This window comes from Pseudomonas sp. Tul2A7, from assembly GCF_054790505.1.
This window is the reverse complement of record NZ_CP186499.1, coordinates 3,218,463-3,243,266: the sequence shown is the minus strand read 5'-3', so window position 1 is coordinate 3,243,266 and position 24,804 is coordinate 3,218,463. Positions and strand designations below refer to the sequence as shown.

At 58.3% G+C, this 24,804-nt stretch carries 22 protein-coding genes and 1 other RNA gene; 8 read left to right on the top strand and 15 right to left on the bottom strand.

Going from position 1 to position 24,804, the window contains the following annotated elements:
- Nucleotides 1-155 precede the first annotated feature (155 nt).
- Nucleotides 156-509: RNase P RNA component class A (rnpB, locus tag ACOYXJ_RS14695), an RNA gene on the bottom strand.
- Nucleotides 510-582: 73 nt separating this feature from the next.
- Nucleotides 583-1,488: a 16S rRNA (cytidine(1402)-2'-O)-methyltransferase gene (gene rsmI, locus ACOYXJ_RS14690; RefSeq protein WP_095123192.1), complete on the bottom strand. Its 906-nt coding sequence runs from the start codon at nt 1,486-1,488 to the stop codon at nt 583-585.
- A 177-nt stretch (nt 1,489-1,665) separates the two neighbouring features.
- On the opposite strand from rsmI, the gene ACOYXJ_RS14685 reads away from it, so the two are divergent.
- The 4 genes from ACOYXJ_RS14685 (at nt 1,666) to ACOYXJ_RS14670 (ending at nt 5,112) form a co-directional block, all read left to right on the top strand.
- Nucleotides 1,666-3,477 (top strand): penicillin-binding protein activator, encoded by a 1,812-nt coding sequence (locus tag ACOYXJ_RS14685; protein ID WP_150795710.1) that lies wholly within the window; start codon nt 1,666-1,668, stop codon nt 3,475-3,477.
- Entirely contained in the window at nt 3,477-3,839 is a 363-nt protein-coding gene (locus tag ACOYXJ_RS14680) for a YraN family protein (protein ID WP_016985145.1), read from the top strand. Before ACOYXJ_RS14685 ends, ACOYXJ_RS14680 begins: the two co-directional genes overlap by 1 nt.
- A 104-nt stretch (nt 3,840-3,943) precedes the next feature.
- Entirely contained in the window at nt 3,944-4,537 is a 594-nt protein-coding gene (locus ACOYXJ_RS14675; RefSeq protein ID WP_007917022.1) for a phosphoheptose isomerase, read from the top strand.
- Nucleotides 4,534-5,112, top strand: a complete 579-nt coding sequence (locus ACOYXJ_RS14670; protein WP_007917023.1) for a BON domain-containing protein — start codon at nt 4,534-4,536, stop codon at nt 5,110-5,112. Before ACOYXJ_RS14675 ends, ACOYXJ_RS14670 begins: the two co-directional genes overlap by 4 nt.
- 65 nt (nt 5,113-5,177) lie before the next feature.
- Here the strand turns inward: ACOYXJ_RS14670 and ACOYXJ_RS14665 are convergent, their stop codons facing one another.
- From ACOYXJ_RS14665 to rplM, 7 genes are all read right to left on the bottom strand, one after another.
- Complete coding sequence (locus ACOYXJ_RS14665; protein ID WP_016985146.1) at nt 5,178-5,591, bottom strand: ClpXP protease specificity-enhancing factor; 414 nt, start codon at nt 5,589-5,591, stop codon at nt 5,178-5,180.
- 16 nt (nt 5,592-5,607) lie between these two features.
- Nucleotides 5,608-6,225, bottom strand: a complete 618-nt coding sequence (locus tag ACOYXJ_RS14660) for a glutathione S-transferase N-terminal domain-containing protein (protein WP_007917025.1) — start codon at nt 6,223-6,225, stop codon at nt 5,608-5,610.
- Nucleotides 6,226-6,371: 146 nt separating this feature from the next.
- The gene (locus ACOYXJ_RS14655; protein ID WP_038361065.1) at nt 6,372-7,154 is read right to left on the bottom strand and encodes a cytochrome c1; all 783 of its coding nucleotides are present in this window, start codon (nt 7,152-7,154) and stop codon (nt 6,372-6,374) included.
- Nucleotides 7,154-8,365 carry a cytochrome b gene (locus ACOYXJ_RS14650; protein WP_460370115.1) on the bottom strand — a complete coding sequence of 404 codons (1,212 nt, stop codon included), beginning with the start codon at nt 8,363-8,365 and terminating at the stop codon, nt 7,154-7,156. The genes ACOYXJ_RS14655 and ACOYXJ_RS14650 overlap by 1 nt, the downstream gene beginning before the upstream one ends.
- The gene (gene petA, locus ACOYXJ_RS14645; protein WP_007917031.1) at nt 8,365-8,958 is read right to left on the bottom strand and encodes a ubiquinol-cytochrome c reductase iron-sulfur subunit; all 594 of its coding nucleotides are present in this window, start codon (nt 8,956-8,958) and stop codon (nt 8,365-8,367) included. The genes ACOYXJ_RS14650 and petA overlap by 1 nt, the downstream gene beginning before the upstream one ends.
- Nucleotides 8,959-9,228: 270 nt before the next feature.
- Nucleotides 9,229-9,621: a 30S ribosomal protein S9 gene (gene rpsI, locus ACOYXJ_RS14640; RefSeq protein WP_008080273.1), complete on the bottom strand. Its 393-nt coding sequence runs from the start codon at nt 9,619-9,621 to the stop codon at nt 9,229-9,231.
- A 14-nt stretch (nt 9,622-9,635) separates the two neighbouring features.
- The gene (gene rplM, locus ACOYXJ_RS14635; RefSeq protein WP_007917032.1) at nt 9,636-10,064 is read right to left on the bottom strand and encodes a 50S ribosomal protein L13; all 429 of its coding nucleotides are present in this window, start codon (nt 10,062-10,064) and stop codon (nt 9,636-9,638) included.
- A 245-nt stretch (nt 10,065-10,309) separates the two neighbouring features.
- Between rplM and ACOYXJ_RS14630 the strand changes: the two genes are divergently transcribed.
- Entirely contained in the window at nt 10,310-11,350 is a 1,041-nt protein-coding gene (locus ACOYXJ_RS14630) for an NADP(H)-dependent aldo-keto reductase (protein ID WP_460370112.1), read from the top strand.
- Nucleotides 11,351-11,507: 157 nt separating this feature from the next.
- Here ACOYXJ_RS14630 and ACOYXJ_RS14625 read toward each other — a convergent pair whose 3' ends face one another.
- Nucleotides 11,508-12,644, bottom strand: coding sequence for an acyl-CoA dehydrogenase family protein (locus tag ACOYXJ_RS14625; protein WP_460370110.1), 1,137 nt, complete (start codon nt 12,642-12,644; stop codon nt 11,508-11,510).
- Nucleotides 12,645-12,894: 250 nt separating this feature from the next.
- Between ACOYXJ_RS14625 and ACOYXJ_RS14620 the strand changes: the two genes are divergently transcribed.
- Nucleotides 12,895-13,791: a GlxA family transcriptional regulator gene (locus ACOYXJ_RS14620; protein WP_175555647.1), complete on the top strand. Its 897-nt coding sequence runs from the start codon at nt 12,895-12,897 to the stop codon at nt 13,789-13,791.
- Between the two features lie 201 nt (nt 13,792-13,992).
- Here the strand turns inward: ACOYXJ_RS14620 and zapE are convergent, their stop codons facing one another.
- The 3 genes from zapE to ACOYXJ_RS14605 form a co-directional block, all read right to left on the bottom strand.
- Nucleotides 13,993-15,087, bottom strand: coding sequence for a cell division protein ZapE (zapE, locus tag ACOYXJ_RS14615; protein ID WP_034156483.1), 1,095 nt, complete (start codon nt 15,085-15,087; stop codon nt 13,993-13,995).
- A gap of 90 nt (nt 15,088-15,177) precedes the next feature.
- Nucleotides 15,178-16,533 (bottom strand): tryptophan--tRNA ligase, encoded by a 1,356-nt coding sequence (locus ACOYXJ_RS14610; RefSeq protein WP_460370108.1) that lies wholly within the window; start codon nt 16,531-16,533, stop codon nt 15,178-15,180.
- 24 nt (nt 16,534-16,557) lie between these two features.
- On the bottom strand, nt 16,558-17,187 hold the full coding sequence (locus ACOYXJ_RS14605) for an alpha/beta hydrolase (RefSeq protein WP_460372957.1): 630 nt from the start codon (nt 17,185-17,187) through the stop codon (nt 16,558-16,560).
- Between the two features lie 144 nt (nt 17,188-17,331).
- On the opposite strand from ACOYXJ_RS14605, the gene ACOYXJ_RS14600 reads away from it, so the two are divergent.
- Nucleotides 17,332-17,766 carry a Z-ring associated ZapG family protein gene (locus ACOYXJ_RS14600; protein WP_123449245.1) on the top strand — a complete coding sequence of 145 codons (435 nt, stop codon included), beginning with the start codon at nt 17,332-17,334 and terminating at the stop codon, nt 17,764-17,766.
- Between the two features lie 225 nt (nt 17,767-17,991).
- Here ACOYXJ_RS14600 and ACOYXJ_RS14595 read toward each other — a convergent pair whose 3' ends face one another.
- Both ACOYXJ_RS14595 and ACOYXJ_RS14590 read right to left on the bottom strand, forming a co-directional pair.
- Nucleotides 17,992-18,729: an OmpA family protein gene (locus tag ACOYXJ_RS14595; protein WP_038361038.1), complete on the bottom strand. Its 738-nt coding sequence runs from the start codon at nt 18,727-18,729 to the stop codon at nt 17,992-17,994.
- 117 nt (nt 18,730-18,846) lie between these two features.
- Nucleotides 18,847-19,491 (bottom strand): MBL fold metallo-hydrolase, encoded by a 645-nt coding sequence (locus ACOYXJ_RS14590; protein ID WP_150707673.1) that lies wholly within the window; start codon nt 19,489-19,491, stop codon nt 18,847-18,849.
- 207 nt (nt 19,492-19,698) lie between these two features.
- On the opposite strand from ACOYXJ_RS14590, the gene ACOYXJ_RS14585 reads away from it, so the two are divergent.
- Entirely contained in the window at nt 19,699-24,735 is a 5,037-nt protein-coding gene (locus ACOYXJ_RS14585; RefSeq protein ID WP_460370104.1) for a M10 family metallopeptidase C-terminal domain-containing protein, read from the top strand.
- Nucleotides 24,736-24,804: the final 69 nt, after the last annotated feature.

Genomic DNA, 24,804 nt, shown 5'->3' with positions numbered 1-24,804 from the left:
GTAAGATTTTTTCGGTATTACAGAAGCGCTTCTGCTGTTGATTGAAGCAAGGTGGGAAATGGCTATTACTGCGTGTGCCGCTGCCGAACTTTCAGAGCAGGCCTGCTGATATTACACAGCCCTGTTGCCAATGATTCAAGCAGGGAAAGAAAAAGGTGGAGAGTCGATCTGTAAGCCGGGTTCTGTCTTGAACAGTCATTCGTCTACGATGGCCATCACTGGACATCTTTAGCAACCTACCCGGTCCCAGCGCGGGCCACGCCTTGGGACCCTATTTGGTCTTGCTCCAAGTGGGGTTTACCTAGCCACGAACTGTTGCCAGACGTGCGGTGCGCTCTTACCGCACCTTTTCACCCTTACCGGCGCCGAAGCGCTTAGGCGGTTATTTTCTGTGGCACTTTCCGTAGGCTCACGCCTCCCAGGCATTACCTGGCACTTCGCCCTATGGAGCCCGGACTTTCCTCCCCCCCCTAATTTTCATAGAGGGCAGCGACTGTCCGATCGACTCTCCGCCGCGAAGGTTAACGGCAGAGCGCCCGAAGAACAAGCGCTAAAAGCCTCAAGACCGCTATGGGCGACGGCTTACACGCCTTTCTGTTTATCCAGCGCGACCTGATACAGCACGTTTTTGCGCTCGCCGGTGATCTGCGCGGCCAGCGCAGCGGCACGCTTGAGCGGCATCTCTTCAAGCAACAGATCGAGGATGCGCATCGCTTCGCTGCTGACGGCGTCTTCGGACTCCGGCGCCGTCCAGCCTGCCACCAACACTACGCATTCACCGCGCTGCTGATTGCTGTCGGATTCGACGAACGCGCGCAGCTCAGCCAGCGGCAGACCTTTTAGCGTCTCAAAGGTTTTGGTGATTTCCCGGGCGAGTAATGCCTGACGCTCACCGCCGAACACTTCTTCCATATCCTGCAGGCATTCAAGAATGCGGTGCGGTGCTTCATAGAAGATCAATGTGCGCGGCTCTTCCTTGACGGCTTCCAGTCGCGCCTTGCGCCCGACCGATTTGGCCGGCAGAAAACCTTCGAAGATGAAGCGGTCGGACGGCAGACCGGCCGCCGACAGCGCGGCGATAAGGGCGCAGGCACCCGGCACCGGCACCACATTGATCCCGGCTGCGCGCGCCTGGCGCACCAGGTGATAACCCGGATCGGAAATCAGCGGCGTTCCCGCATCGGAAATCAGCGCGACGTTGTCACCGGCCAGCAAGCGGGTAATAAAGCGGCTACCTTCATCTCGTTCATTGTGTTCGTGACACGCGGCCAGCGGCGTGCCAATCCCGAAGTGCTGCATCAGGCGCGCCGAGTGACGGGTATCTTCGGCTGCGATCAAAGCCACTTCGCGGAGAATCTTCAGGGCCCGGGCGCTGATGTCGTCCAGGTTGCCGATGGGCGTCGCCACCACATAAAGCGAGCCAGCAGCGGAATTCAGGGAACCTGGAGCAGTCAAAGCGCACACCTCGTGATCGGTAAAAGCGGCCATTGTAGCGCGTCACGAGGCTTGCGATGCGTTCAAGCCGAACCAGGTTTTGCACGCCGTTGTGCGCCGCCGCAACATTTACTCCAGCTAAATTGTCCGATTCACACCAGTAACATCGCGCCCCGGCCAGTGCTTGGGTACAATTCGACGCTAATTTGATCGAGTATCAGGAACACTTACATGATCGCTTGCCTGCGGCTGTTCACTGCCCTCTGCCTCGCTGCCCTGTTGGCGGCTTGTGCCAGCTCCCCTTCCTCCAGCCTCGGCGAACTTCCACGGACTCCGGATGCCAGCATCGAGCAACTGCTCGAACAGGCTAGCCAGGCGAAAACCCCGGAAAAAGCCGCTCTGTTGCGCCTGAGCGCTGCGGACCTGGCTTATCGTCAAGGTAACGCCGGTCAGTCCGCGCAAATCCTGCAGCAAGTGCCGATGGAGCAACTCAAGCCCGGCCAGCAGATTTTCGCCAGCACGCTGAATGCCGAACTGGCCATGACCCGCAATCAGCCGAAAGCTGCGCTGACTGCCCTGAGCCATCCAAGCCTGCAACATTTGGGCGAGATGCCTGAAGAGCAGCAAGTGCGCACCGGCACCGTTCACGCCCGCGCCCTTGAAGCCGATGGCCAGACGTTGGCTGCCGCCCGCGAGCGTGTGTTTATCGCGCCGATGCTGCAAGGCGAAGCCGCGAGCAAGAACCACGAAGCGATCTGGACCCTGATCGGCTCGCTGCCAACCGACCAACTGCAACCGAACAGCACCGACGATCTCGGCGGCTGGATGGGCCTGGCCATGGCGGTAAAATCCGCTGGCACCCTGGAACAGCAGCAAGCCGCGATCGATACCTGGCGCGCGCAGAATCCAAAACACCCGGCTGCAATCAACCTGCCGCTGCCGCTGACCAAGCTCAAGGAACTGGCCAGCCAGCCGCTGAGCAAAATCGCCCTGCTGCTGCCGCAGGACGGCCAATTGGCCGCCGTCGGCAAAGCACTGCGTGAAGGCTTCATGGCTGCGCACTACCAGGCTCAACAGGCCGGACAGAAGCCGCCAGCGATCGAGTTCTATGACAGCTCGAAACTGACCTCGATGGACGAGTTCTACCGCAAGGCTCAGGCTGACGGCGTGCAACTGGTGGTCGGTCCGCTGGAAAAACCACTGGTCAAACAACTGAGCACCCGCCCGCAACTGCCGATCACCACCCTCGCCCTGAACTACAGCGAAGGCGATCAAGGTCCGGCGCAACTGTTCCAGTTCGGTCTGGCCGCTGAAGACGAAGCCCGCGAAGTCTCGCGCCGTGCCCGTGCCGATGGCCTGCACCGCGCCGCGATCATGGTGCCGAAAGGCGAATGGGGCGACCGCGTACTGCGTGCGTTCAGCCAGGACTGGCAGGCGAATGGTGGCAGCATCGTCGCCACCGAACGTGTTGATCAGCCGGTGCAACTGGCCCAGCAGATCGCCGACATGTTCCAGCTGCGTCAGAGCGAAGCCCGCGCCAAGAGCCTGCAGAACGCCGCCGGCACCAACGTAGCCGCGCAGCCGTCGCGTCGTCAGGACATCGAGTTCATCTTCTTGGCCGCAACGCCGCAACAGGCGCAGCAGATCAAGCCGACCCTGAACTTCCAGTACGCCGGTGACGTTCCGGTTTACGCGACCTCGCACGTTTACAGCGCCAGCGGCGACGTCAACCAGTACAACGACATGAACGGCATTCGCTTCTGCGAAACCCCTTGGCTGCTGGACACCAGCGATCCACTGCGTCAGCAAGTGGTTGCGCAGTGGCCGCAAGCCGCCGGCAGCCTCGGTCGTTTGTACGCGATGGGTGTGGATGCCTATCGGCTGGCACCGCGCCTGGGTCAACTCAAAGCCCTGCCGGACAGCCGTATCGACGGTGAGTCGGGCAGCCTCGGCATGACTCAGACCCAACGCGTCGTGCGTCAGTTGCCTTGGGCGCAGTTCGTCAGCGGCCAGGTTCAGCGCTTGCCGGACACCCCGCGCTGATGCCTGACAGGTCACGCTCGCAAAGCGGCAAGGATGCCGAGCGCCAGGCGCTTGAGCATCTGCAACAACAAGGTCTGCGCCTGCTGGCGCAGAACTGGTTATGCAAACGCGGCGAGCTTGATCTGGTCATGCTTGATGGCGATACAGTAGTATTCGTTGAAGTTCGCTACAGAAAAAACACTCAATGGGGTGGCGCGCTCGCTAGCATCGATGGGCGCAAGCAGCAGAAACTGATTTTCGCTGCACAGTATTTTCTTCAGCGCGAGTCGCGTTGGGCCAATTCCCCTTGCCGCTTCGACGTGGTGGCCATCGACAGCCATCCGGATCAACTGAACTGGTTGCAGAATGCTTTCGACAGTTGATCGTCGGCGTTGCGACCCGGACAATCCCACCGACAAATTTTGCTCTTTGCTTTGCGGGCTGCACATTCATGTGCCGGACAGCCGCGCTACTTAAGGTCACACAGATGGACATGCAATCCCGAATTCGCCAGCTTTTCCAGGCCAGTATCGACACCAAGCAACAGGCGATGGACGTACTTGCACCGCACATCGAGCAAGCCAGCCAGATCATGGTCAACGCCCTGCTCAACGAAGGCAAAATGCTTTCGTGCGGCAACGGCGGCTCGGCCGGCGATGCCCAGCACTTCTCCTCCGAGTTGCTCAACCGCTTCGAGCGCGAGCGCCCGAGCCTGCCGGCGATCGCCCTGACCACCGACACCTCGACGATCACCTCGATCGCCAACGACTACAGCTACAACGAAGTGTTCTCCAAACAGATCCGTGCGCTCGGCCAGCCAGGCGATGTCTTGCTGGCGATTTCGACCAGCGGCAACTCGGCGAACATTATTCAAGCGATCCAGGCCGCACATGATCGCGAAATGATTGTCGTAGCTATGACCGGACGCGATGGCGGCGGCATGGCGTCGCTGCTGTTGCCCGAGGACGTCGAGATTCGCGTACCGGCCAATGTCACTGCACGTATTCAAGAAGTCCACTTGCTGGCGATCCATTGCCTTTGCGATCTGATCGACAGCCAACTGTTCGGGAGTGAAGAATGACCCCTAATCGCCTTGGCCTTCTGGCCTTGACCCTGTGCCTCGGCATCAGCGGCTGCACCTCGGTGGTGAACGCCAGCCGTGAAGCACCGATCGACGACGACCGCGGCACCCGCACCTTCGGCAGCAAGATCGACGACTCGTTGATCGAAACCAAAGTGGGCGTGAACGTGGCCAAGGCCGACCCGGCCCTGGACAACGATTCGCACATCGTCGTCACCAGCTTCAACGGTGTCGTACTGCTTGCCGGCCAGACACCTCGCGCAGACCTGAAAGCCAAAGCTGAACAGGCAGCAGCGGCGGTCCAACGGGTAAAAACCGTTCATAACGAACTGCAAGTCATACCACCGTCCGGCTTCCTGGCGCGCCAGAACGACACCTGGCTGACGTCCAAGATCAAGACGCAGATGCTCACCGACGCCAGCATCCCTGGCTCGCGCATCAAGGTCGTGACCGAGAACGGTATCGTCTACCTGCTGGGCCTGCTGACCAAACAGGAAGCCACTCAGGCGACCAATCTGGTGCAGGGCGTATCGGGCGTGCAGAAGATTGTGAAGCTGTTCGAGTACATCGACTGATTCACGATCTCTGTTGGTTTTGTAACGCGCACAAAAAAGGCGATCCATCCGGATCGCCTTTTTTATTACTTCACCACTTTCAAACTCGGCCGACCGCTAGGGCGCGGTGGCTCGCTATCCGGTGGCGGCAGGTCGTCATCCGGCTCAATGTCATCCTCGTCATCCATTGGTGACTCGATATCGAACACCATGCCCTGACCGTTCTCCCGGGCGTAGATACCCAGGATCGCGCTGATCGGCACGTACAGGCTGTGCGGGACGCCACCGAAGCGACCTTCAAAGGTCACCACGTCGTTGTCCATGTGCAAGTGCCGTACGGCACTTGGCGAGATGTTCAGGACAATCTGCCCGTCACTGGCGAAACCCTGCGGCACCTGCACTGCCGGGTATTCGGAATTGACCAGCATGTGCGGGGTGCAATCGTTATCAACAATCCACTCGTAGAGCGCGCGGACCAGATAAGGTCGACTGGAGTTCATAGCGGCTCCTTAAGCCTTAGCGCATATCGCGTTCGACACCAGACAGACTCGCCTGGAAAGCCTCACGCGCAAACGAGCGCTCCATATAATCAAGCAGCGGCTTGGCTGGCCGCGGCAGTTCAATACCCAGAATCGGCAAACGCCAGAGTATTGGCAATAGGCAGCAATCCACCAGACTTTGTTCCTCACTGAGGAAAAACGGCTTGTCGGCAAACAGCGGCGACACGCCCGTCAGGCTTTCACGCAATTCCTTGCGCGCCACGACACGCGCGGCCTCCTTGGACTTGGGATCCAGAATCAGATCCACCAGACCACACCAGTCGCGCTGAATACGATGAATCAGCAGACGGCTGTTGGCACGCGCCACCGGATAAACCGGCATCAACGGCGGGTGCGGGTAACGCTCATCCAGATATTCCATCACCACGGTCGACTCCCACAACGCCAGGTCACGATCGACCAGCGTCGGCAGACTGCCGTAAGGGTTTACCTCAATCAGTTTAGGCGGCTGACGACCAGCTTCCACATAAATGATCTCGGCGCTGACACCCTTCTCTGCAAGCACAATGCGCACTCGGTGGGAATAGTGGTCGGCGGGGTCGGAGTAACAGGCCAACCGATTGGTCACGCCCATGGCGATCCTCCTCGCTTGTTGAAATTATCGGAACCGGAAAAACGCGCGCGCCCAGAGGGCGCCTCCCGCAACCTCTGGCTGACCAGACGTTGCGTTATCGGAGGCGCCCTTGGGCGCGCGCGATTAACAGCAATGCTTGAAGCGTATCAGTGCACGTCTTTCCAGTATTCACGCTTGAGCAGGTAGGCGAACACAAAGAAGAACGCCAGGTACAGCAAGACATAAGTACCGATGCGCTGATGTTGCAGCTTAACCGGGTTAGCCGAGTAAGCCAGGAAGGTTACCAGATTCTTGACCTTCTCATCGAACTGCTCTTCGTTCAGAGCACCGGATTTCGGCACGATGGTCAGTTGATCGCACGCTTCATGGGTCAGAGGCGTGCCGGTCAACGGATCATATTGCTTCTTGCCGTCTTCGACGATCTGCACCTGCTTGCAACCCACGACCTGACGACCTTGCAGGCCGACCAGTACGTTAGGCATGCCGACGTTCGGGAAGACCTTGTTGTTCACCCCCCATGGACGTGCAGGATCTTCGTAGAACGACTTCAGGTAACCGTAGAGCCAGTCGGTGCCGCGCACGCGAGCGACCAGGGTCAGATCCGGTGGTGCCGCGCCGAACCAGGTCTTGGCATCCGCCGGCTGCATGCCGATGTTCATGTGATCGCCGATCTTGGCACCGGTGAACACCAGCTTCTCCAGCATCAGTTCGTGCGGCACACCGAGATCATCGGCAACCCGCTCGTAACGCTGGAACTTGGCACTATGACAACCCATGCAATAGTTGGCAAAGGTGCGTGCGCCATCCTGCAGGGCAGCTTTGTCGGAAACGTCGATGTCGACCTTTTCCAGCTCCGGACCACCGTGTTCAGCGGCGAAAGACAGCACAGGCAACGCAGCAAAAATCAGAGCAAAAAATAACTTTTTCATCAGCCAGTCACCCTTTCCGGAACCGGTTTGGTCTTCTCGAGCCTGGTGTAGAACGGCATCAGAATGAAGTAGGCGAAGTACAGGAAGGTGCAGACCTGCGACAGCAAGGTTCGCCCAGGCGTCGGCGCAAGCACACCGAGAATGCCGAGAATCACGAACGAAATGCAGAACACCAGCAGCCAGATTTTGCTCATCCAGCCTTTGTAGCGCATCGACTTGACCGGGCTGCGATCGAGCCACGGCAGCACGAACAGCACCGCAATCGCCGCCCCCATGGCGATAACGCCCATGAGCTTGTCAGGGATCGCACGCAGGATCGCGTAGAACGGTGTGAAGTACCAGACCGGCGCAATATGCTCTGGCGTCTTGAATGGGTTGGCTTGCTCGAAGTTTGGTTTTTCGAGGAAGTAGCCGCCCATTTCCGGGAAGAAGAACACAATGAAGCAGAAGATAAACAGGAACACCACAACACCGACAATGTCTTTCACGGTGTAGTACGGGTGGAAGGCAATGCCGTCCAGCGGGATGCCGTTTTCGTCTTTGTGCTTCTTGATGTCGACGCCGTCAGGGTTGTTCGAACCGACTTCGTGCAGCGCCAGAATATGCAGCACCACCAAGCCGAGAATCACGATCGGCAGCGCGACAACGTGCAAGGCGAAGAAGCGGTTCAGGGTGATCCCGGAGATCAGGTAGTCACCACGAATCCACTGAGTCAGGTCGTTGCCGATGACCGGAATCGCACCGAACAGCGAGATGATCACCTGGGCCCCCCAGTAGGACATCTGGCCCCACGGCAGCAGATAACCCATGAAGGCTTCGGCCATCAGCGCCAGGTAAATCAGCATGCCGAACACCCAGACTAGCTCACGCGGTTTCTGGTACGAGCCGTAGAGCAAGCCACGGAACATGTGCAGATAAACCACGATGAAAAACGCCGAAGCACCGGTCGAGTGCAGCAAACGCAGGATCGAGCCGTACTCGACGTCACGCATGATGTATTCGACGGAAGCAAAGGCTTCTTCTGCCGACGGCGTGTAGCTCATCGTCAACCAGACACCGGTAACGATCTGATTTACCAGAACCAGCAGCGCCAGGGAGCCGAAGAAATAGAAGAAGTTAAAGTTTTTTGGCGCGTAATACTTGCTGAGATGGTCTTCCCACATTTTTGTCGCAGGAAAGCGCGCATCAACCCAATCCATGAATTTGCTCATCACGCTTTCTCCGTATCGACGCCAATGACAATCAGGTCATCGGTCTCATAGGAATGCGGGGGAACTGGCAGGTTCAAAGGCGCAGGTTGCGACTTGTAGACGCGGCCAGCCAGATCGTAGTGGGAACCGTGGCAAGGGCAGAAATAGCCACCGACCCAGTCTTTGCCCAGATCCGCAGGTGCCACTTCGGGACGGAAAGTTGGCGAGCAACCCAGGTGCGTGCAGATCCCGATCAGCAGCAGAATTTCCGGCTTGATCGAGCGCACTTCAGGGTCGACATAGGTGGGTTGCGTGGAGTTTTTGGAGGTTGGATCGGAGAGCTGGCCCTCGATCTTCTTGAGATTCCCCAGGATTTCCTCGGTACGGCGGACAATGAACACCGGCTGGCCGCGCCACTCAGCAATCATCTGCTGTCCTGGCTCGATTTTGCTGACATTCACTTTCACCGGTGCACCGGCGGCTTTCGCCTTGGCACTGGGAAACCATGACCCCACGAACGGGACCGCAGCCCCCACCGCTCCTGCAGCACCCACCACGGATGTGGCTGCTACCAAGAAGCGACGCCGGCCTGCATTCACGCCGTCATTGCTCATTCAGTCCTCTCCCATCAGCTTTTGTGGCCTGTTAAATCAGGCGTCTACTAAATAAATCAATGTTACTTATAAAAATTTTGCCGAGATGGTAATGAAAAGCCCCAATTCTGACAAGGGAATTACCCGGAGCTCGTACCCTCAAGCCTTGCAGTATAGGGGGTCTACGGAAGTGGCAAGTTGTCGCAGCGCAATTCTTTGATAAATCACAGGCATAAAAAAACGCCCGCTTCCGTGAGGAGGCGGGCGTTCTTTTTGAACGCGGAAGCGGAATTAACGCTTCGAGTACTGCGGACGCTTACGCGCTTTACGCAGACCAACTTTCTTACGTTCAACTTCACGGGCGTCGCGAGTAACGAAGCCAGCTTTGCGCAGAGCGCCACGCAGGGTTTCGTCGTAGTCCATCAGAGCGCGAGTGATGCCGTGGCGGATTGCGCCAGCTTGACCACTTACACCACCACCGATCACGGTGACGTAGATGTCGAACTTCTCGACAGTCTCAGTCAGCTCCAGCGGCTGGCGAACTACCATGCGGGCAGTTTCACGGCCGAAGAAGTTTTCCAGCGAACGGTTGTTGATGGAGATGTTACCAGTACCCGGACGCAGGAAAACGCGTGCGGTTGCGGTCTTGCGACGGCCAGTGCCGTAATTTTGAGTCGCCGACATAATGTACTATTCCGTTAAAACTTCAGTTCTTGGGGCTGCTGAGCAGTATGTGGGTGTGCAGCGCCCGCATAGACTTTCAGCTTACGGTACATGTCGCGACCCAGTGGGTTTTTAGGCAGCATGCCTTTAACCGCGGTCTCGATCACGCGCTCAGGGGCTTTAGCGATCAGCTTTTCAAAGTTGATCGACTTGATGCCGCCCGGGAAACCGGAGTGGGAGTAGTACATTTTGTCAGTGGTTTTAGCACCGGTAACACGAATCTGCTCAGCATTGATTACGACGATGTAGTCGCCGGTGTCAACGTGAGGAGTGTACTCAGGCTTGTGCTTGCCACGCAGACGGCTCGCGATTTCGGTGGCCAGACGACCCAGGGTCTGACCAGCAGCGTCGACGACAAACCAGTCGCGCTTTACTGTTTCCGGTTTAGCAGTAAAAGTTTTCATTCTTTATAGCCTCAGGGGCCGCCCTGTAAATTAGACGGCGGATCTTACTGAATAGTGCGTACTTTGACAAGTCAAAGGCAGCCGGATACAGACGCTTTCGGGGGCTCGGGTCGGCGCGTCCGTTCAACGGCAAGATTCTTCGGCGGCGGCGCATCACTTCCACTGCAGAAAGAGGTCGGCAATTATGCAGATTGCGAAAAATATTTCAACCTGCTTTTATGATTGTTTTGCCCAAGGAGCACCCGATGGACTATCGCCAGCTAGGCCGTACCGACCTGAACGTGAGTGCAATCTGCCTCGGCACCATGACCTGGGGCGAGCAAAACACTGAAGCTGAAGCCTTCGCCCAGATCGAACGGGCCAAGGAAGCCGGGATCAATTTCATCGACACCGCCGAGATGTACCCGGTGCCGCCGAAAGCCGAAACCTATGCCACCACCGAGCGCTATATCGGCAATTACTTCAAAAGTCGCGGCGACCGGGCCGACTGGATCCTCGCCAGCAAGATCGCCGGCCCCGGCAACACCATCGACTACATCCGCGACAAAAACCTGCGCCATAACCGCCAGCACATCACCGCAGCGGTGGACGCCAGCCTCGAACGCCTGCAGACCGACTACATCGATCTGTATCAACTGCACTGGCCGGAGCGCAGCACCAACTTTTTCGGACAACTGGGCTACAAACACAAGATCGAAGCCAACCTGACCCCGCTGGAAGACACCCTCGAAGCGCTCGACGAACAGGTGAAGGCCGGCAAGATCCGCCACATCGGTCTGTCCAATGAAACGCCGTGGGGCACCATGCGTTTTCTGGCACTGGCCGAAGCCCGTGGCTGGCCGCGTGCCGTGTCGATCCAGAACCCGTACAACCTGCTCAACCGCAGTTTTGAAGTCGGCCTGGCGGAAATCGCCATCCGCGAACAGTGCGGCCTGCTGGCCTATTCGCCGCTGGCGTTTGGTTTCCTGTCAGGCAAGTACGAAGGTGGCGCGCGCCCACCGAAAGGTCGCCTGAGCCTCTACAGCCGCTTCAGCCGCTATTTCAATGCGCAGTCGGAAGCAGCGTGCAGCCGTTATGTGGCGCTGGCCCGTGAACATGGTCTGGATCCGGCGCAGATGGCGCTGGCGTTCGTGACGCAGCAGCCGTTTGTCACCAGCAATATCATTGGTGCGACCACGCTTGAGCAACTGGACAGCAACATTGCCAGCTTCGATCTGAAGCTATCGGAAGAGGTGCTGGAAGGGATCGAGGCGATTCACAAGGATCATCCGAACCCAGCGCCTTGATTGACCGCTAAAAGCTTCGCGAGCAGGCTCGCTCCCACAGGTACAGCGTGATCCTTGTGGGAGCCAGCCTGCTCGCGAAGAGGCCGATCAGATCACCACCAAAGCGGAACGCGGAGCGTCCCCGGCGGCATTCCCACGCAGAGCGTGGGAACGATCATCAAAGCGACCGCGCAATGATCTCCTTCATGATTTCATTGGTGCCGGCATAAATCCGCTGCACCCGCGCATCCGCCCACGCCCGGGCCACCGGGTATTCCCACATGAAGCCGTAGCCGCCATGCAACTGCACGCATTCGTCGAGCACCTTGCATTGCAGGTCGGTGCCCCAGTATTTCGCCATCGCCGCTGTCGGCACATCCAGCTTGCCTTGCAGGTGCAGCTCCAGACATTTATCGACGAACACCCGGCCGATCTGGATTTCAGTCGCCATCTCCGCCAGCTTGAAGCGCGTGTTCTGGAAGTCGGCAATCGCTTTGCCGAATGCCTTGCGATCACGGGTGTAATCCAGCGTCCACTGCAACGCCGCTTCGGCTGAAGCCAAGCCGCCAATCGCCACCGTCAGACGCTCTTGCGGCAATTCCTGCATCAGGTAAGCGAACCCTGCCCCGGCCTGGCCCAAAAGGTTTTCCTTCGGCACGCGCACGTCCTGGAAGAACAATTCCGACGTGTCCTGCGCCTTCATTCCGACCTTCTCCAGGCGTTTGCCCTTCTCGAAGCCCGGCGTATTTGCCTCCACCAGAAACAGGCTGGTGCCCTTGGCGCCGGCCTTTGGATCGGTCTTGGCGACGACGATCACCAGGTCCGCGAGAAAGCCGTTGGTAATGAAGGTTTTCGAACCGTTGATCACATATTCGTCACCATCCAGCACAGCGGTGGTCTTCACGCCTTGCAGGTCGGAACCGGCGCCCGGCTCGGTCATCGCGATTGCCGTGACCATCTCGCCGGAGACCAGTTTCGGCAGGTACTTATGCTTCAGCGCATCGCTGCCGTAATGCAGGATGTACGGCGCGACAATGTCCGAATGCAGCGAGAAACCGATGCCGGTCAAACCCAGTCGACCGACCTCCTCGATCACCACCGCGCTGTAAAGAAAGTCCGCCCCCAGCCCGCCGTATGCTTCCGGCAGGTGCGAGCAGAGCATCCCCGCCTCCCCTGCCTTGTTCCAGAGTTTGCGGTCGATGTGGCCTTGTTTCTCCCATTGCGCATGGAACGGCACCGCCTCTTTTTCGAGGAAGGTTCGTACGCTGTCGCGAAACAATTCGTGCTCGGAGCTAAACAAGGTTCTGGGGATCATGCGGCACCTTTCTTTCTTGTTGGAGGGAGATGACCTTCAGAGACTAAGCCTCCCTTCTGACACGGGACACTGGACACATCCGACAAAAAATAAGACGATCCAGCCGTCTGGTGACCACTTTCCCTTATAAAAACAAAACAAAAGTTGAATTATGTCCAAGCAAGTCTCCACGCCCTTGCGGCGCGTCAGCATCCTGGCAATCGACCGGGTTTTCGCTTCCACTCTCATGCAAGCCAAGGATTTCTTCCATCTGGCCAGCCTGCGTTATGGCAAACAACTGGGCCACGGCCTGACACCGGCGTTCGAAACGCGCCTGGTCAGCCCCGACGGCAAACCGGTGAACAGCTTCAGTGACGTCGTGATGCCGGTCGACGGCGGCCTGGAAAACGCCGATGTCATTATCCTCCCGGCGTTCTGGGACGATTTCGACACGCTGTGCGGCCGTTATCCCCAAGTGTTGCCCTGGCTGCGTGAACAGCACGCCCGTGGCGCGGTATTGTGCGGCGAAGCCACCGGAGTGTTCTGGCTGGCCGAGGCCGGCTTGCTCAACGGCAAGGAAGCGACCACTTACTGGCGCTTCTTCAATGCCTTCGCCGAGCGCTTTCCCAAGGTCTATCTCAATCAGGACAAGCACCTGACCGATGCCGACAACTTGTATTGCGCCGGCGGCACCACGTCAGCCTGCGACCTGTACATCTACTTGATCGAGCGTTTCTGTGGGGCCAACGTCGCGCAAGCGGTGGCTCGCGATATTCTCTATGAAGTGCAGCGCAGCTATGCGCCGGGGCGTATCGGGTTCGGTGGGCAAAAGCTGCACCAGGACGTGATCATCCTGCAGATCCAGCACTGGCTCGAAGAGCATTTCGCCGACAAGTTCCGCTTCGAAGATGTCGCCCGCGAGCACGGTATGAGCATCCGCAACTTCATGCGGCGCTTCCAGACCGCCACCGGTGACAAGCCACTGCATTACTTGCAACGGCTGCGTATCGAAACCGCGAAAGGCCTGCTGTCCGGCAGCCGCAAGAGCATCAAGACCATCAGTTATGAGGTCGGTTACGACGATGCGAGCTTCTTTGCGCGGTTGTTCCGTCAGCATACGGAGCTGTCGCCGAACCAGTATCGGCAGCAGTTTCAGCAAGCTGCGTAGCCCTCCCCCCGATGATCGTTCCCACGCTCTGCGTGGGAATGCTGCCAATGGACGCTCTGCGTCCGCCCCGGAATGTGACGCAGAGCGTCACGGTATGCACTCCCACGCGGAGCGTGGGAACGATCAGTGTGCGCGGGCCGGTGAATTCGAGATAAAAAAGGGCCTGCAATTGCAGGCCCTTTTTTTGTCTCGCAAAATTGTTTAAGGCTTGTGCGCCCGCGACAGGAATTCGTGCGATTGCATCTCCAGCAGACGGCTCAGCGTGCGCTGGAATTCGAAGTTCAGACGGCCGCCGGTGTACAGATCCTTCAGCTCGACTTCAGCCGAAATGATCAGCTTCACGTTGCGGTCGTAGAACTCGTCGACCATGTTGATGAAGCGGCGGGCGATGTCGTCGGTGGTGACACTCATCTGCTCGACACCGCTGAGCAGCACGGCGTGGAAGATCTTGCCCAGCTCGATGTAATCGTTCTGGCTACGCGGGCCGTCGCACAGCTCGCGGAAGTCGAACCAGGCCACGTCATCGCAAGTACGCAGGGCGCGGATTTCGCGGTTCTCGATCATCAGCACATCGTTCTCGACCGCGGCAGTGCACTCCGGCGTCAGTGCCTTGAAGCTCTTGCGCAGGCTTTCGTGAGCGGCTTCGTCGAGCGGATAGTGGAACAGTTCCGCTTGTTCGAGGTGACGCAGACGGTAGTCGACACCGCTGTCGACGTTGACGATCTCGGTGTTCTGCTTGATCAGCGCAATCGCTGGCAGGAAACGCGCGCGTTGCAGACCGTCCTTATACAAGCCATCCGGAACGATGTTCGAGGTTGCGACCAGGGTCACGCCATTCTTGAACAGTTCTTCCATCAGCGTGCCGAGGATCATTGCGTCGGTGATGTCGGAGACGAAGAATTCATCGAAGCAGATCACCCGCGACTCGGTGGCGAAGCGCTTGGCGATGATGGTCAGCGGGTTTTTCTCGCCGCCGAGGGTTTTCATTTCTTCGTGCACGCGCTTCATGAAGCGGTGGAAGTGGGTGCGGGTCTTTTCCTTGAACGGCAGCGCTTCGAAGAAGGTGTCGACCAGGTAAGTCTTGCCGCGACCTACGCCGCCCCAGAAATACAGGCCCTTGACCGGTGTCTGATCTTTTTTGCCGAACAGCTTGCTCAGCAGACCCGGCTTGTTCTGATCGGCAGCGATCAGATCCTCGTACAGACGCTGCAAATGACGCACAGCAGTTTCCTGCGCGGCGTCATGGAAGAAGTCCGGGCGTTTCAGATCAGCTTGGTATCGTTCTAGGGGCGTCATAATTCGTTAGCAAGGCAACAAAAACGGGCCGTCACTGTAGCGACGGCCCGTGGGAATGGCAATCGGCCCTTGGTCGGACCGTGCCGCCGATTAGTCCTGAACCGGGGTCAGCGCGACGCGCAGCACCTCGATGGCCGCGTCCCGCGCAGCACTGTCGGCGAACGCAGGGCTGTCGCCAACGCACTCACCTTCCAGCCAGACGCTGAAGCTCAGGTCTTCGCTGCGCACATCCAGCGGCTGGCCGGATTGCAGTTGCTTGGTCACCTGCCCGGCGGTTTTGCCGTCGGCGAAGTTGCGCGACAGCAGCAGTTGCTCGCCATCGGCCGCCAGCAGGCGGAAACGGAAGCTGCCGTCGTCTTCACGGAAGCTGACGAAACGTGCGGCTTTCGCGGCTTTCTTCTTGGTCGTCGCGGCAACCTGAACCTGATTGACGAAAGAGCGCAGGCCCACGGCTTCACGCAGTTCGTTGAGGAACGGCGTCGCTACGGCACGAGCCTTCTTGGCCCCGATCTGCAGGATGTCTTCCAGATCAGCCGGGCGCTCGATCAACTGGTGATACTTGTCGCGCGCTTCGCCGAGTTCGTTGTCGAGCAACTGGAACAGACGGTTCTTCGCCTCGCCCCAACCCAGACCGCCGAGCAGTTCGCTACGGAACTCGTCAGCCTGCGCCGGCGTGGCGAACGCCTGGAACAGCGTGAACAGGTGCGAGTTGTCCGGATCCTTGGCTTCGCCTGGCGCTTTGGAGTCGGTGACGATGCGCGAGATCGCGTCCTTCATCTCTTTGGCGCTGGAGAACAACGGGATGGTGTTGTCGTAGCTCTTCGACATCTTGCGACCGTCGAGGCCTGGCAACGTCGCCACGCTCTCTTCGATCAGCGCTTCGGGCATGGTGAAGAATTCTTTGCCCTGACCGAACAGGTGGTTGAAGCGCTGGCCGATGTCGCGGGCCATTTCCACGTGCTGGATCTGGTCGCGACCGACCGGCACCTTATGCGCGTTGAACATCAGGATGTCTGCGGCCATCAGCACCGGGTAGCTGTAGAGGCCCATGGTGATGCCGGCGTCCGGGTCTTCACCGGTTTCGACGTTCTTGTCCACCGACGCCTTGTAAGCGTGCGCACGGTTGAGCAGGCCCTTGGCGGCAACGCAGGTCAGCAGCCAGGTCAGCTCAGGGATTTCCGGGATGTCGGACTGGCGGTAGAAGGTCACGCGGTCGACATCGAGGCCACCGGCCAGCCAGGTCGCGGCGATTTCCAGACGCGAGCGCTGGATGCGCAGCGGGTCATCGCATTTGATCAGGGCGTGGTAGTCGGCCAGGAAGTAGAACGAATCGGCATTGCTGTCGCGGCTGGCGAGGATTGCCGGGCGGATGGCGCCGGCGTAGTTGCCCAGGTGCGGCGTGCCGGTGGTGGTGATGCCGGTGAGGATACGGGTACGGTTCGTCATGGGTAATCGCTTGTCAGACTGCAATCAATTCGAGAGACGCGGCAGGATCAGATCCTTGAGATCGGTCAGCTTGCCATGAAAAAAGTGTCCGCATTCTGCCACTTTCAGCAGCTCATGGGGGCGCTGGAGTTTTTCCGACCAGTCGTAAACCAGTTGCGGATCGATGACTTCGTCGGTTTCTGGCTGGATCACCGTGAGTTCACCCTGTTGCGGCAGTTGATCCTGTTCACCCAGACGCATTACCGCCGGGGCGACCATGAACAGGTGCTTGAGCTGCACGCCTTGGGCTTCGAGACGGCCGCCGAGACTTGCTGCAACAAATCCGCCGAAGGAGAAACCGAACAGGGTCAGTGGCAGATCCGGGTGTTTTTCACGCAGCCATGCAGCGGCAGCCTGAGCATCGTCGACCTCGCCGGTGCCCATGTCGTGCGAACCTTCGCTGGCACCAACGCCGCGATAGTTGAAGCGCAAGGTGATCAGGCCCGCGTCGCGCGCGGTGCGCTGCAGGGTCGAGACGACCTTGTTGAGCATGGTGCCGCCCTGCACCGGATTCGGATGGCAGATCAGCGCGATGCCGCGCGGCTGCTCGTTGTCGAGGTACAAAGCTTCGATTTGGCCGACTGGGCCATCAATCACTACAGGGGTTTCACGCATCAGCAAGGAAGGAACTCCGTGACCTCGAATCGGGTCGACTCGTCTAGCAAATTGTCTGTGCCAATCTATTGCGAGTGAATCGCGGTATACAGCGCAGGTTCGAGCCGTTAACGTAAAGCAAAGCCGTTTATAGAGGAAGGACTCGTGGAACACTCGCTCTTAGTTTGGTTGTTACCGACTCTTGCCCTGGTTGTGGGTGTCGCCATTGGATTCCTGATCGCGCGCGTTGCGCCGAACGCCGCGCCGAGCCGTACGCAGCGTCAACTGGATGATATCCAGGAGCGTTTCGACAGTTATCAAAACGAGGTGGTCACCCACTTCAACAGCACCGCGATGCTGGTCAAGAAGCTGACCCAGAGCTATCAGGAAGTGCAGGATCATCTCGCCGAGGGCGCCAATCGTCTGGCCCTGGACGAGCAGACCCGCCAGCGCCTGATCGCTGCCCTGCACGCTGACGCGGCAGTCGCGCCACGCGAACGCCTGACGCCACCGCGCGATCAGGAGCCGCCACGTGATTACGCACCGAAGAGCCCGAACTCGCCGGGCATGCTCGATGAGCATTATGGTTTGAAAAAGTAATCAGTCTTCGCACCAAAGAAAAAGCCCCCGGACAGTGATGTGTCCGGGGGCTTTTTTGTGTCTGTAATCTTCGGTGTTTGTAGCGGCCCCTTCGCGAGCAGGCTCGCTCCCACAGGGTAATGCATTTCAAATGTAGGAGTGAGCCTGCTCGCGATGAGGCCAGCACAGTCCCCACACAAAAATGCCCGATCACAGGACCGGGCATTTCTTTATTCAGGCAAGCGCTTACGGATACTGCTGAACCGTACCCGGCTGCTGTTGCTGCTGACCACCATACTGCTGACCCGGAATCGCCTTCAGGTTGACTTCAACCCGACGGTTCTGCGCCCGGCCATTCACGTCACCGTTGCTGGCAATCGGGTTATCCGGACCGGCGCCACGGGCCGACAGGTTGGCACCGCTGACACCTTGCGAAGTCAGGTAGGTCGCCACGCTCTGCGCACGCCGTTGCGACAGGTCCATGTTGTGTTGGCGGCTGCCCGTGCTGTCGGTGTAGCCGACAATTTCGATCTGGTTCTGGCTGAACTCTTTCAACGAGCCCGCGAGGTTGTTCAGCGGCTGATAGAAGCTGGAGGCAATGTTCGCCGAATCGGTAGCGAATGTGATGTTGCCCGGCATGATCAGCTTGATCTGATCGCCCTGGCGCTGCACTTCAACGCCAGTGTTGGCCATGCTCGCGCGCAGTTTCTTTTCCTGCTGGTCGGCGTAGTAACCGTAACCGGCAGCGGACGCACCCACCACGGCGGCACCGATCAAGGCACCTTTACCGCGGTTGTTGTGGTCGATCGCGGCACCGGCCAGCGCACCGGCCAGCGCACCGAGGCCGCCGTACTTGGCGGTTTTGCTCATGCCTTGCGAGCCACCGTCGGCCTGCCCTTGATTGTCATACGGGTTGGGCGAGGCGCAGCCGGACAGCAAGGCCACGGCAGTAGCGACAATAATCAAACGACGCTTGGTGAACATGGAGAGCTCCTGGTTTTTCGCATTCGGTGGTGCAGCGGTCACTGGGTTAATGGACCTGCGCGGGCGTTTGATCATGACAATGCACAAAAATTCCGCCGGGCACTCGTGACAAAATATTTAGGCGCGCACAAACGGGTTTTCGCGCATCTCGTCACCCAGACGCGTATCCGGCCCATGTCCGGTCACCACGGTCGCGTCCTCGTCCAAGGTGTATAGCCGCTGCTTGATCGAACGCACGATGGTCGCCTGATCGCCGCCCCACAAATCCGTGCGCCCTACGCCGCGACGAAACAACGTGTCGCCGGCTATCAACAGCTTAGCCTCGGAAAACCAAAAGCTCATGGAACCGGGGGTATGTCCCGGCGTATGCAGGGCAACGCCGCAGCCGCAGGCGAGTTCCTCATCGTCGCTCAGCCAGCGATCCGGCGATGGCACCGGAACATATGGCACACCGAACATCTGGCATTGCATTTCGAGGTTATCCCAGAGGAACTGGTCTTCCTTGTGTAAATGCAGGGTCGCCCCGGTTTTTTCCTTCATCTGCCCGGAGGCGAGAAAGTGATCGAGATGCGCATGGGTGTGAATGATGCTGACGACTTTCAGGCCATGCGCATCGAGACGCGCCATGATCAGGTCGGGGTTGCCGCCCGGGTCGACGACGATGGCCTTCTTCGTTACAGGGTCGCCGATGATCGTGCAGTTGCACTGAAGCGGGCCGACGGGGAATGTTTCGCGAATCAGCGAGATGCTTTGAACGGTCATTGAAAAATCCCTGGAGTCTGGACGAACGGTCGTGCGCTTTTATCAAGAATTCTACGTCACCACCGATACAGAAGGCCCAGCCGCTTATTTGACGTCATTAAAAAAATATAGTGGCAATATAATGTCAATCGCCATTTTCTCGTGCAAAATTGACATCTGTAGCGGCCACATTCAGGAAGGGCCGCAGCCTACTCTGGAAAAATCCGCATGCCCCGTCCAACTGGTTTCACCGTAAGCAGAACCTCGAACTCTACTGGCAGCATCCAGCTCGACAGCCTGATTTCCGGTTATCAATGGCAAAGCACTCAGCCAAACGTGCCCGGGGCAGTGACGGACCTGACTTACAGTTTCATCAAGCCCAACAGCTCCTATTTCGCCACCGCATACAGCTCCACCAATGAATACAATGCTGTTTACTCACTGACCTACGGTCAGCAGATTGGTGTAGCCGACGCGCTGGCTACCTGGAGTGCGGTTGCCAACATCACTTTCACGATGACCAGAGATAACGTCGTAGGTGTCGGTGATCTGCGCTTTGGTGGTTTCTCGCTGATGGACCCCAAGATCGCTGCCTGGGCCTACCTGCCGGATGATACGCCCAAGGGTGGAGACGTCTGGATCGGCCCGGCAACGGATAACCCGGTGCCTGTCAAAGGCTCCTACGATTTCCTGACCTTCGTGCATGAGATTGGTCATGCCATCGGTCTCAAGCACCCCTTTGAAGCCAGCCCGGGCAACGGGACCATTCTTGCCCCGGCAATGGACGACGTCCGCTATACGGTCATGAGCTATAACGACTCATATTCCTATCAGCCGACGACACCAATGCTTCTGGATATCATGACCATCCAGAACATGTATGGCGCCAACACCCTGTGGCAATCGGGGAACAATGTTTACCAATGGGCATCGGACCAATCCGTATTCGAGACGATCTGGGACACGGGTGGTTATGATGTAATCGACGCCAGCAATCAGCTCGCTGCGGTACGCATCAACCTCAACGAAGGCCAATTCAGCCAGATAGGCCAGGTGTTCCTGAATCTCGATACGCTGACCGCGTTCAATGAGGGCCTGACAATTGCTTACGGCACTAAAATCGAAACGGCCATTGGCTCTGCATTCAACGACACCCTGATCGGTAACGACCTGAACAACTCGCTGGATGGTGGAGCAGGCGCAGACACCATGGACGGTGGTGCCGGCAATGACACCTACTATGTAGATAACATCAATGATGTCGTTATCGAGCGAGGCACATCCCTGACAGAAATCGACACGGTGAATGCCAGTGTCAGTTTCACCCTGGGCGCAAATATCGAGAACCTCAACTTACTGAACTACGACAACATCAACGGCATCGGCAACGATCGCAATAACGTGATTACCGGCAACGCCGGGAATAATATTCTCGACGGCGGCACAGGTGTCGACACCCTGATCGGTGGCGCCGGAAACGACACTTACCTGGTCGATAACTACGGCGATGTCATTGTTGAATCCAGCAATTTTCTCTTTGAGATCGACACCGTTCAGTCCTCGGTCAACTGGGCCCTCGGCGCCAACCTGGAAAATCTCACTCTTATCGGCACCGGCAACATCGCCGGTAACGGCAACGCCCTCGACAACGTGCTGATCGGCAACGATGGCAACAACGAACTCAATGGTCTGGGTGGCCTGGACACCATGATCGGCGGCAAAGGCAACGATGCCTATGTCCTTGACCAGTCGGGCGAACTGGCGCTGGTGCAGGAAAAGGCTAACGAAGGTGTCGACACCCTTTATATCGGCTACGCGGCGACCTTCAGAACCGGCACCATCGACCTTAGCAGCAACCCCCTGCAAAATTTCGAGAACGTCACCCTCAATGGTGCGGGCCAGTTCACCGTCATCGGTAATGACCAGAACAACACACTGCTCGGCAATGCCGATGCCAACACCCTTCAAGGCGGTGCGGGCGACGATATTCTGGACGGTCGCGCAGGTGCGGACACGCTGATTGGCGGAACCGGCAACGACACCTACGTCGTCGACAACTATGGTGATGTCATCACTGAAACCAGCACACTGCCTGGCGAAATCGACACTGTTCGCTCCTCCGTCAACTGGGTTCTGGGCGCCAACCTGGAAAACCTCACCCTGACCGGCACCGGCAACATCGCCGGCAGCGGTAACGCACAGGACAACGTGCTGATCGGCAACGACGGCAATAACGAACTCAATGGCATGGCAGGCCTGGACACCATGATCGGTGGCAAGGGCAACGATGCCTATCTGCTCGACCAGACCGGTGAACTGGCACTGGTTCAGGAACTGGCCAACGAAGGCACCGACACCCTCTACATCATGTACGGCTCCACGCCGCAGACCGAGACCGTTGACCTGAATGCCGGTAATCTGCTGAACGTCGAAAACGTCACGTTGCTCGGTGCAGGCCGGTTCACCGTCATGGGGAATGGCTCGAACAACACACTGACCGGCAACAGCGGGGACAACATCCTCGACGGCAGTGTGGGTGCCGACACCCTGATCGGTGGAGCCGGAAACGACACTTACGTGGTCGATAACTACGGCGACGTCATTATCGAGAGCAGCACCCTGGCCAGTGAGATCGACACCGTTCGCTCCTCCGTCAACTGGGCACTGGGCGCCAACCTGGAAAACCTCACTCTCACCGGCTCCGGCAACATCGCCGGTAACGGCAACGCCCTCAACAACGTGTTGATCGGCAACGATGGCAACAACGAACTCAATGGTCTGGGCGGCCTGGACATCATGATCGGCGGCAAGGGCAACGACGCCTACGTACTGGATCAGGCGGGTGAACTGGCGCTCGTGCAAGAGTTGGCCAGCGAAGGTAACGATACGTTGTACCTCATGTATGCAGCGACGCCCTCGACGGCCGCCGTGAACATCAGTCTTGCTAACCTGGCCAATATCGAGAACGTCACACTCAAGGGTGCCGGCGCGTTCACGATACAAGGTAACGATCTGAACAACATCCTGATCGGCAACAGCGACGCCAACACGCTCAATGGTGGTCTGGGAGCCGACACCATGAACGGCGGCGCCGGCAACGACACTTACTACATTGACAATATTGGCGACGTGATTGTTGAAACCAACGCAGCGCTCAATGAGGTCGACTCTGTCTTGTCGACCCTGAGCTACACGCTTGGCGCCAACCTGGAAAATCTTTCGTTGCTTGGCAATGCGGACATCAACGCGACCGGCAACGAGCGCAACAACAGTCTGAACGGCAACGCAGGCAACAACATTCTCGATGGTGGTGCGGGTGCGGATACGCTGATTGGCGGAACCGGCAACGACACCTACATCGTCGACAACTATGGTGATGTCGTCATTGAGGACAGCACACTGCCTGGCGAAATCGACACTGTTCGCTCCTCCGTCAACTGGGTTCTGGGCGCCAACCTGGAAAACCTCACCCTGACCGGCACCGGCAACATCGCCGGCAGCGGTAACACACAGGACAACGTGCTGATCGGCAACGACGGCAATAACGAACTCAATGGCATGGCAGGCCTGGACACCATGATCGGCGGCAAGGGCAACGATGCCTATCTGCTTGACCAGACCGCTGAACTGGCACTGGTTCAGGAACTGGCCAACGAAGGCACCGACACCCTCTACATCATGTACGGCTCCACGCCACAGACCGAGACCGTTGACCTGAATGCCGGTAATCTGCTGAACGTCGAAAACGTCACGTTGCTCGGTGCAGGCCGGTTCACCGTCATGGGGAATGGCTCGAACAACACACTGACCGGCAACAGCGGGGACAACATCCTCGACGGCAGTGTGGGTGCCGACACCCTGATCGGTGGAGCCGGAAACGACACTTACGTGGTCGATAACTACGGCGACGTCATTATCGAGAGCAGCACCCTGGCCAGTGAGATCGACACCGTTCGCTCCTCCGTCAACTGGGCACTGGGCGCCAACCTGGAAAACCTCACTCTCACCGGCACCGGCAACATCGCCGGTAACGGCAACGCCCTCAACAACGTGTTGATCGGCAACGATGGCAACAACGAACTCAATGGTCTGGGCGGCCTGGACATCATGATCGGCGGCAAGGGCAACGACGCCTACGTACTGGATCAGGCGGGTGAACTGGCGCTCGTGCAAGAGTTGGCCAATGAGGGCACTGACACCCTCTACATCAACTACGCCGCAGCTACCCAGACCCGAACCATCGATCTTGGCCTGAGCAACCTGCACGATGTCGAGAATGTCACGTTGCTAGGCGCCGGCCAGTTCACCGTCATCGGTAATGACCAGAACAACACTTTGCTCGGCAATGCCGATGCCAACACCCTTCAAGGGGGTGCGGGCGACGATATTCTGGACGGTCGCGCAGGTGCGGACACGCTGATTGGCGGAACCGGCAACGACACCTACGTCGTCGACAACTATGGTGATGTCGTCATTGAGGACAGCACACTGCCTGGCGAAATCGACACTGTTCGCTCCTCCGTCAACTGGGTCCTGGGCGCCAACCTGGAAAACCTCACCCTGACCGGCACCGGCAACATCGCCGGCAGCGGTAACGCACAGGACAACGTGCTGATCGGCAACGACGGCAATAACGAACTCAATGGCATGGCAGGCCTGGACACCATGATCGGCGGCAAGGGCAACGATGCCTATCTGCTTGACCAGACCGGTGAACTGGCACTGGTTCAGGAACTGGCCAACGAAGGCACCGACACCCTCTACATCATGTACGGCTCCACGCCACAGACCGAGACCGTTGACCTGAGTATCGGCAACCTGCTGAACGTCGAAAACGTCAAGTTACTGGGGCTCGGTCAATTCACGCTCACTGGCAACAACTTGAACAACACGCTGACTGGAAACATCAATGCCAACATCCTGGATGGAGGCTTTGGTGCCGATACCCTGACCGGTGGTGGCGGTGCCGATATCTTCAAGTTCGGCGCCGTAAACGAAATGGGGATCGGGGCCAACCGTGATGTCATCACTGACTTCAGCAGCCTCCAGGGCGATAAAATCGACCTGACCCACTTTGATGCCAACTTACTGACCGCCGGTTTCAATGGTTTCACATTCATCGATGGCAACGACTTTACCGCGGCCGGGCAAGTCCGCTTCTCCGACCACATTCTCTCCGGAAACGTCTCCGGAGGTCCTGGCGCTGACTTCGAAATTCAGTTGGTGGGTGTTAATAGTCTGAGTGCCAACGACCTGGTCGCCTGACACTCCATCACCACAGGATCTGCTTGCAGATCCTTGCCTGAAAAAAAATGCCCCGAACCTTGGTCCGGG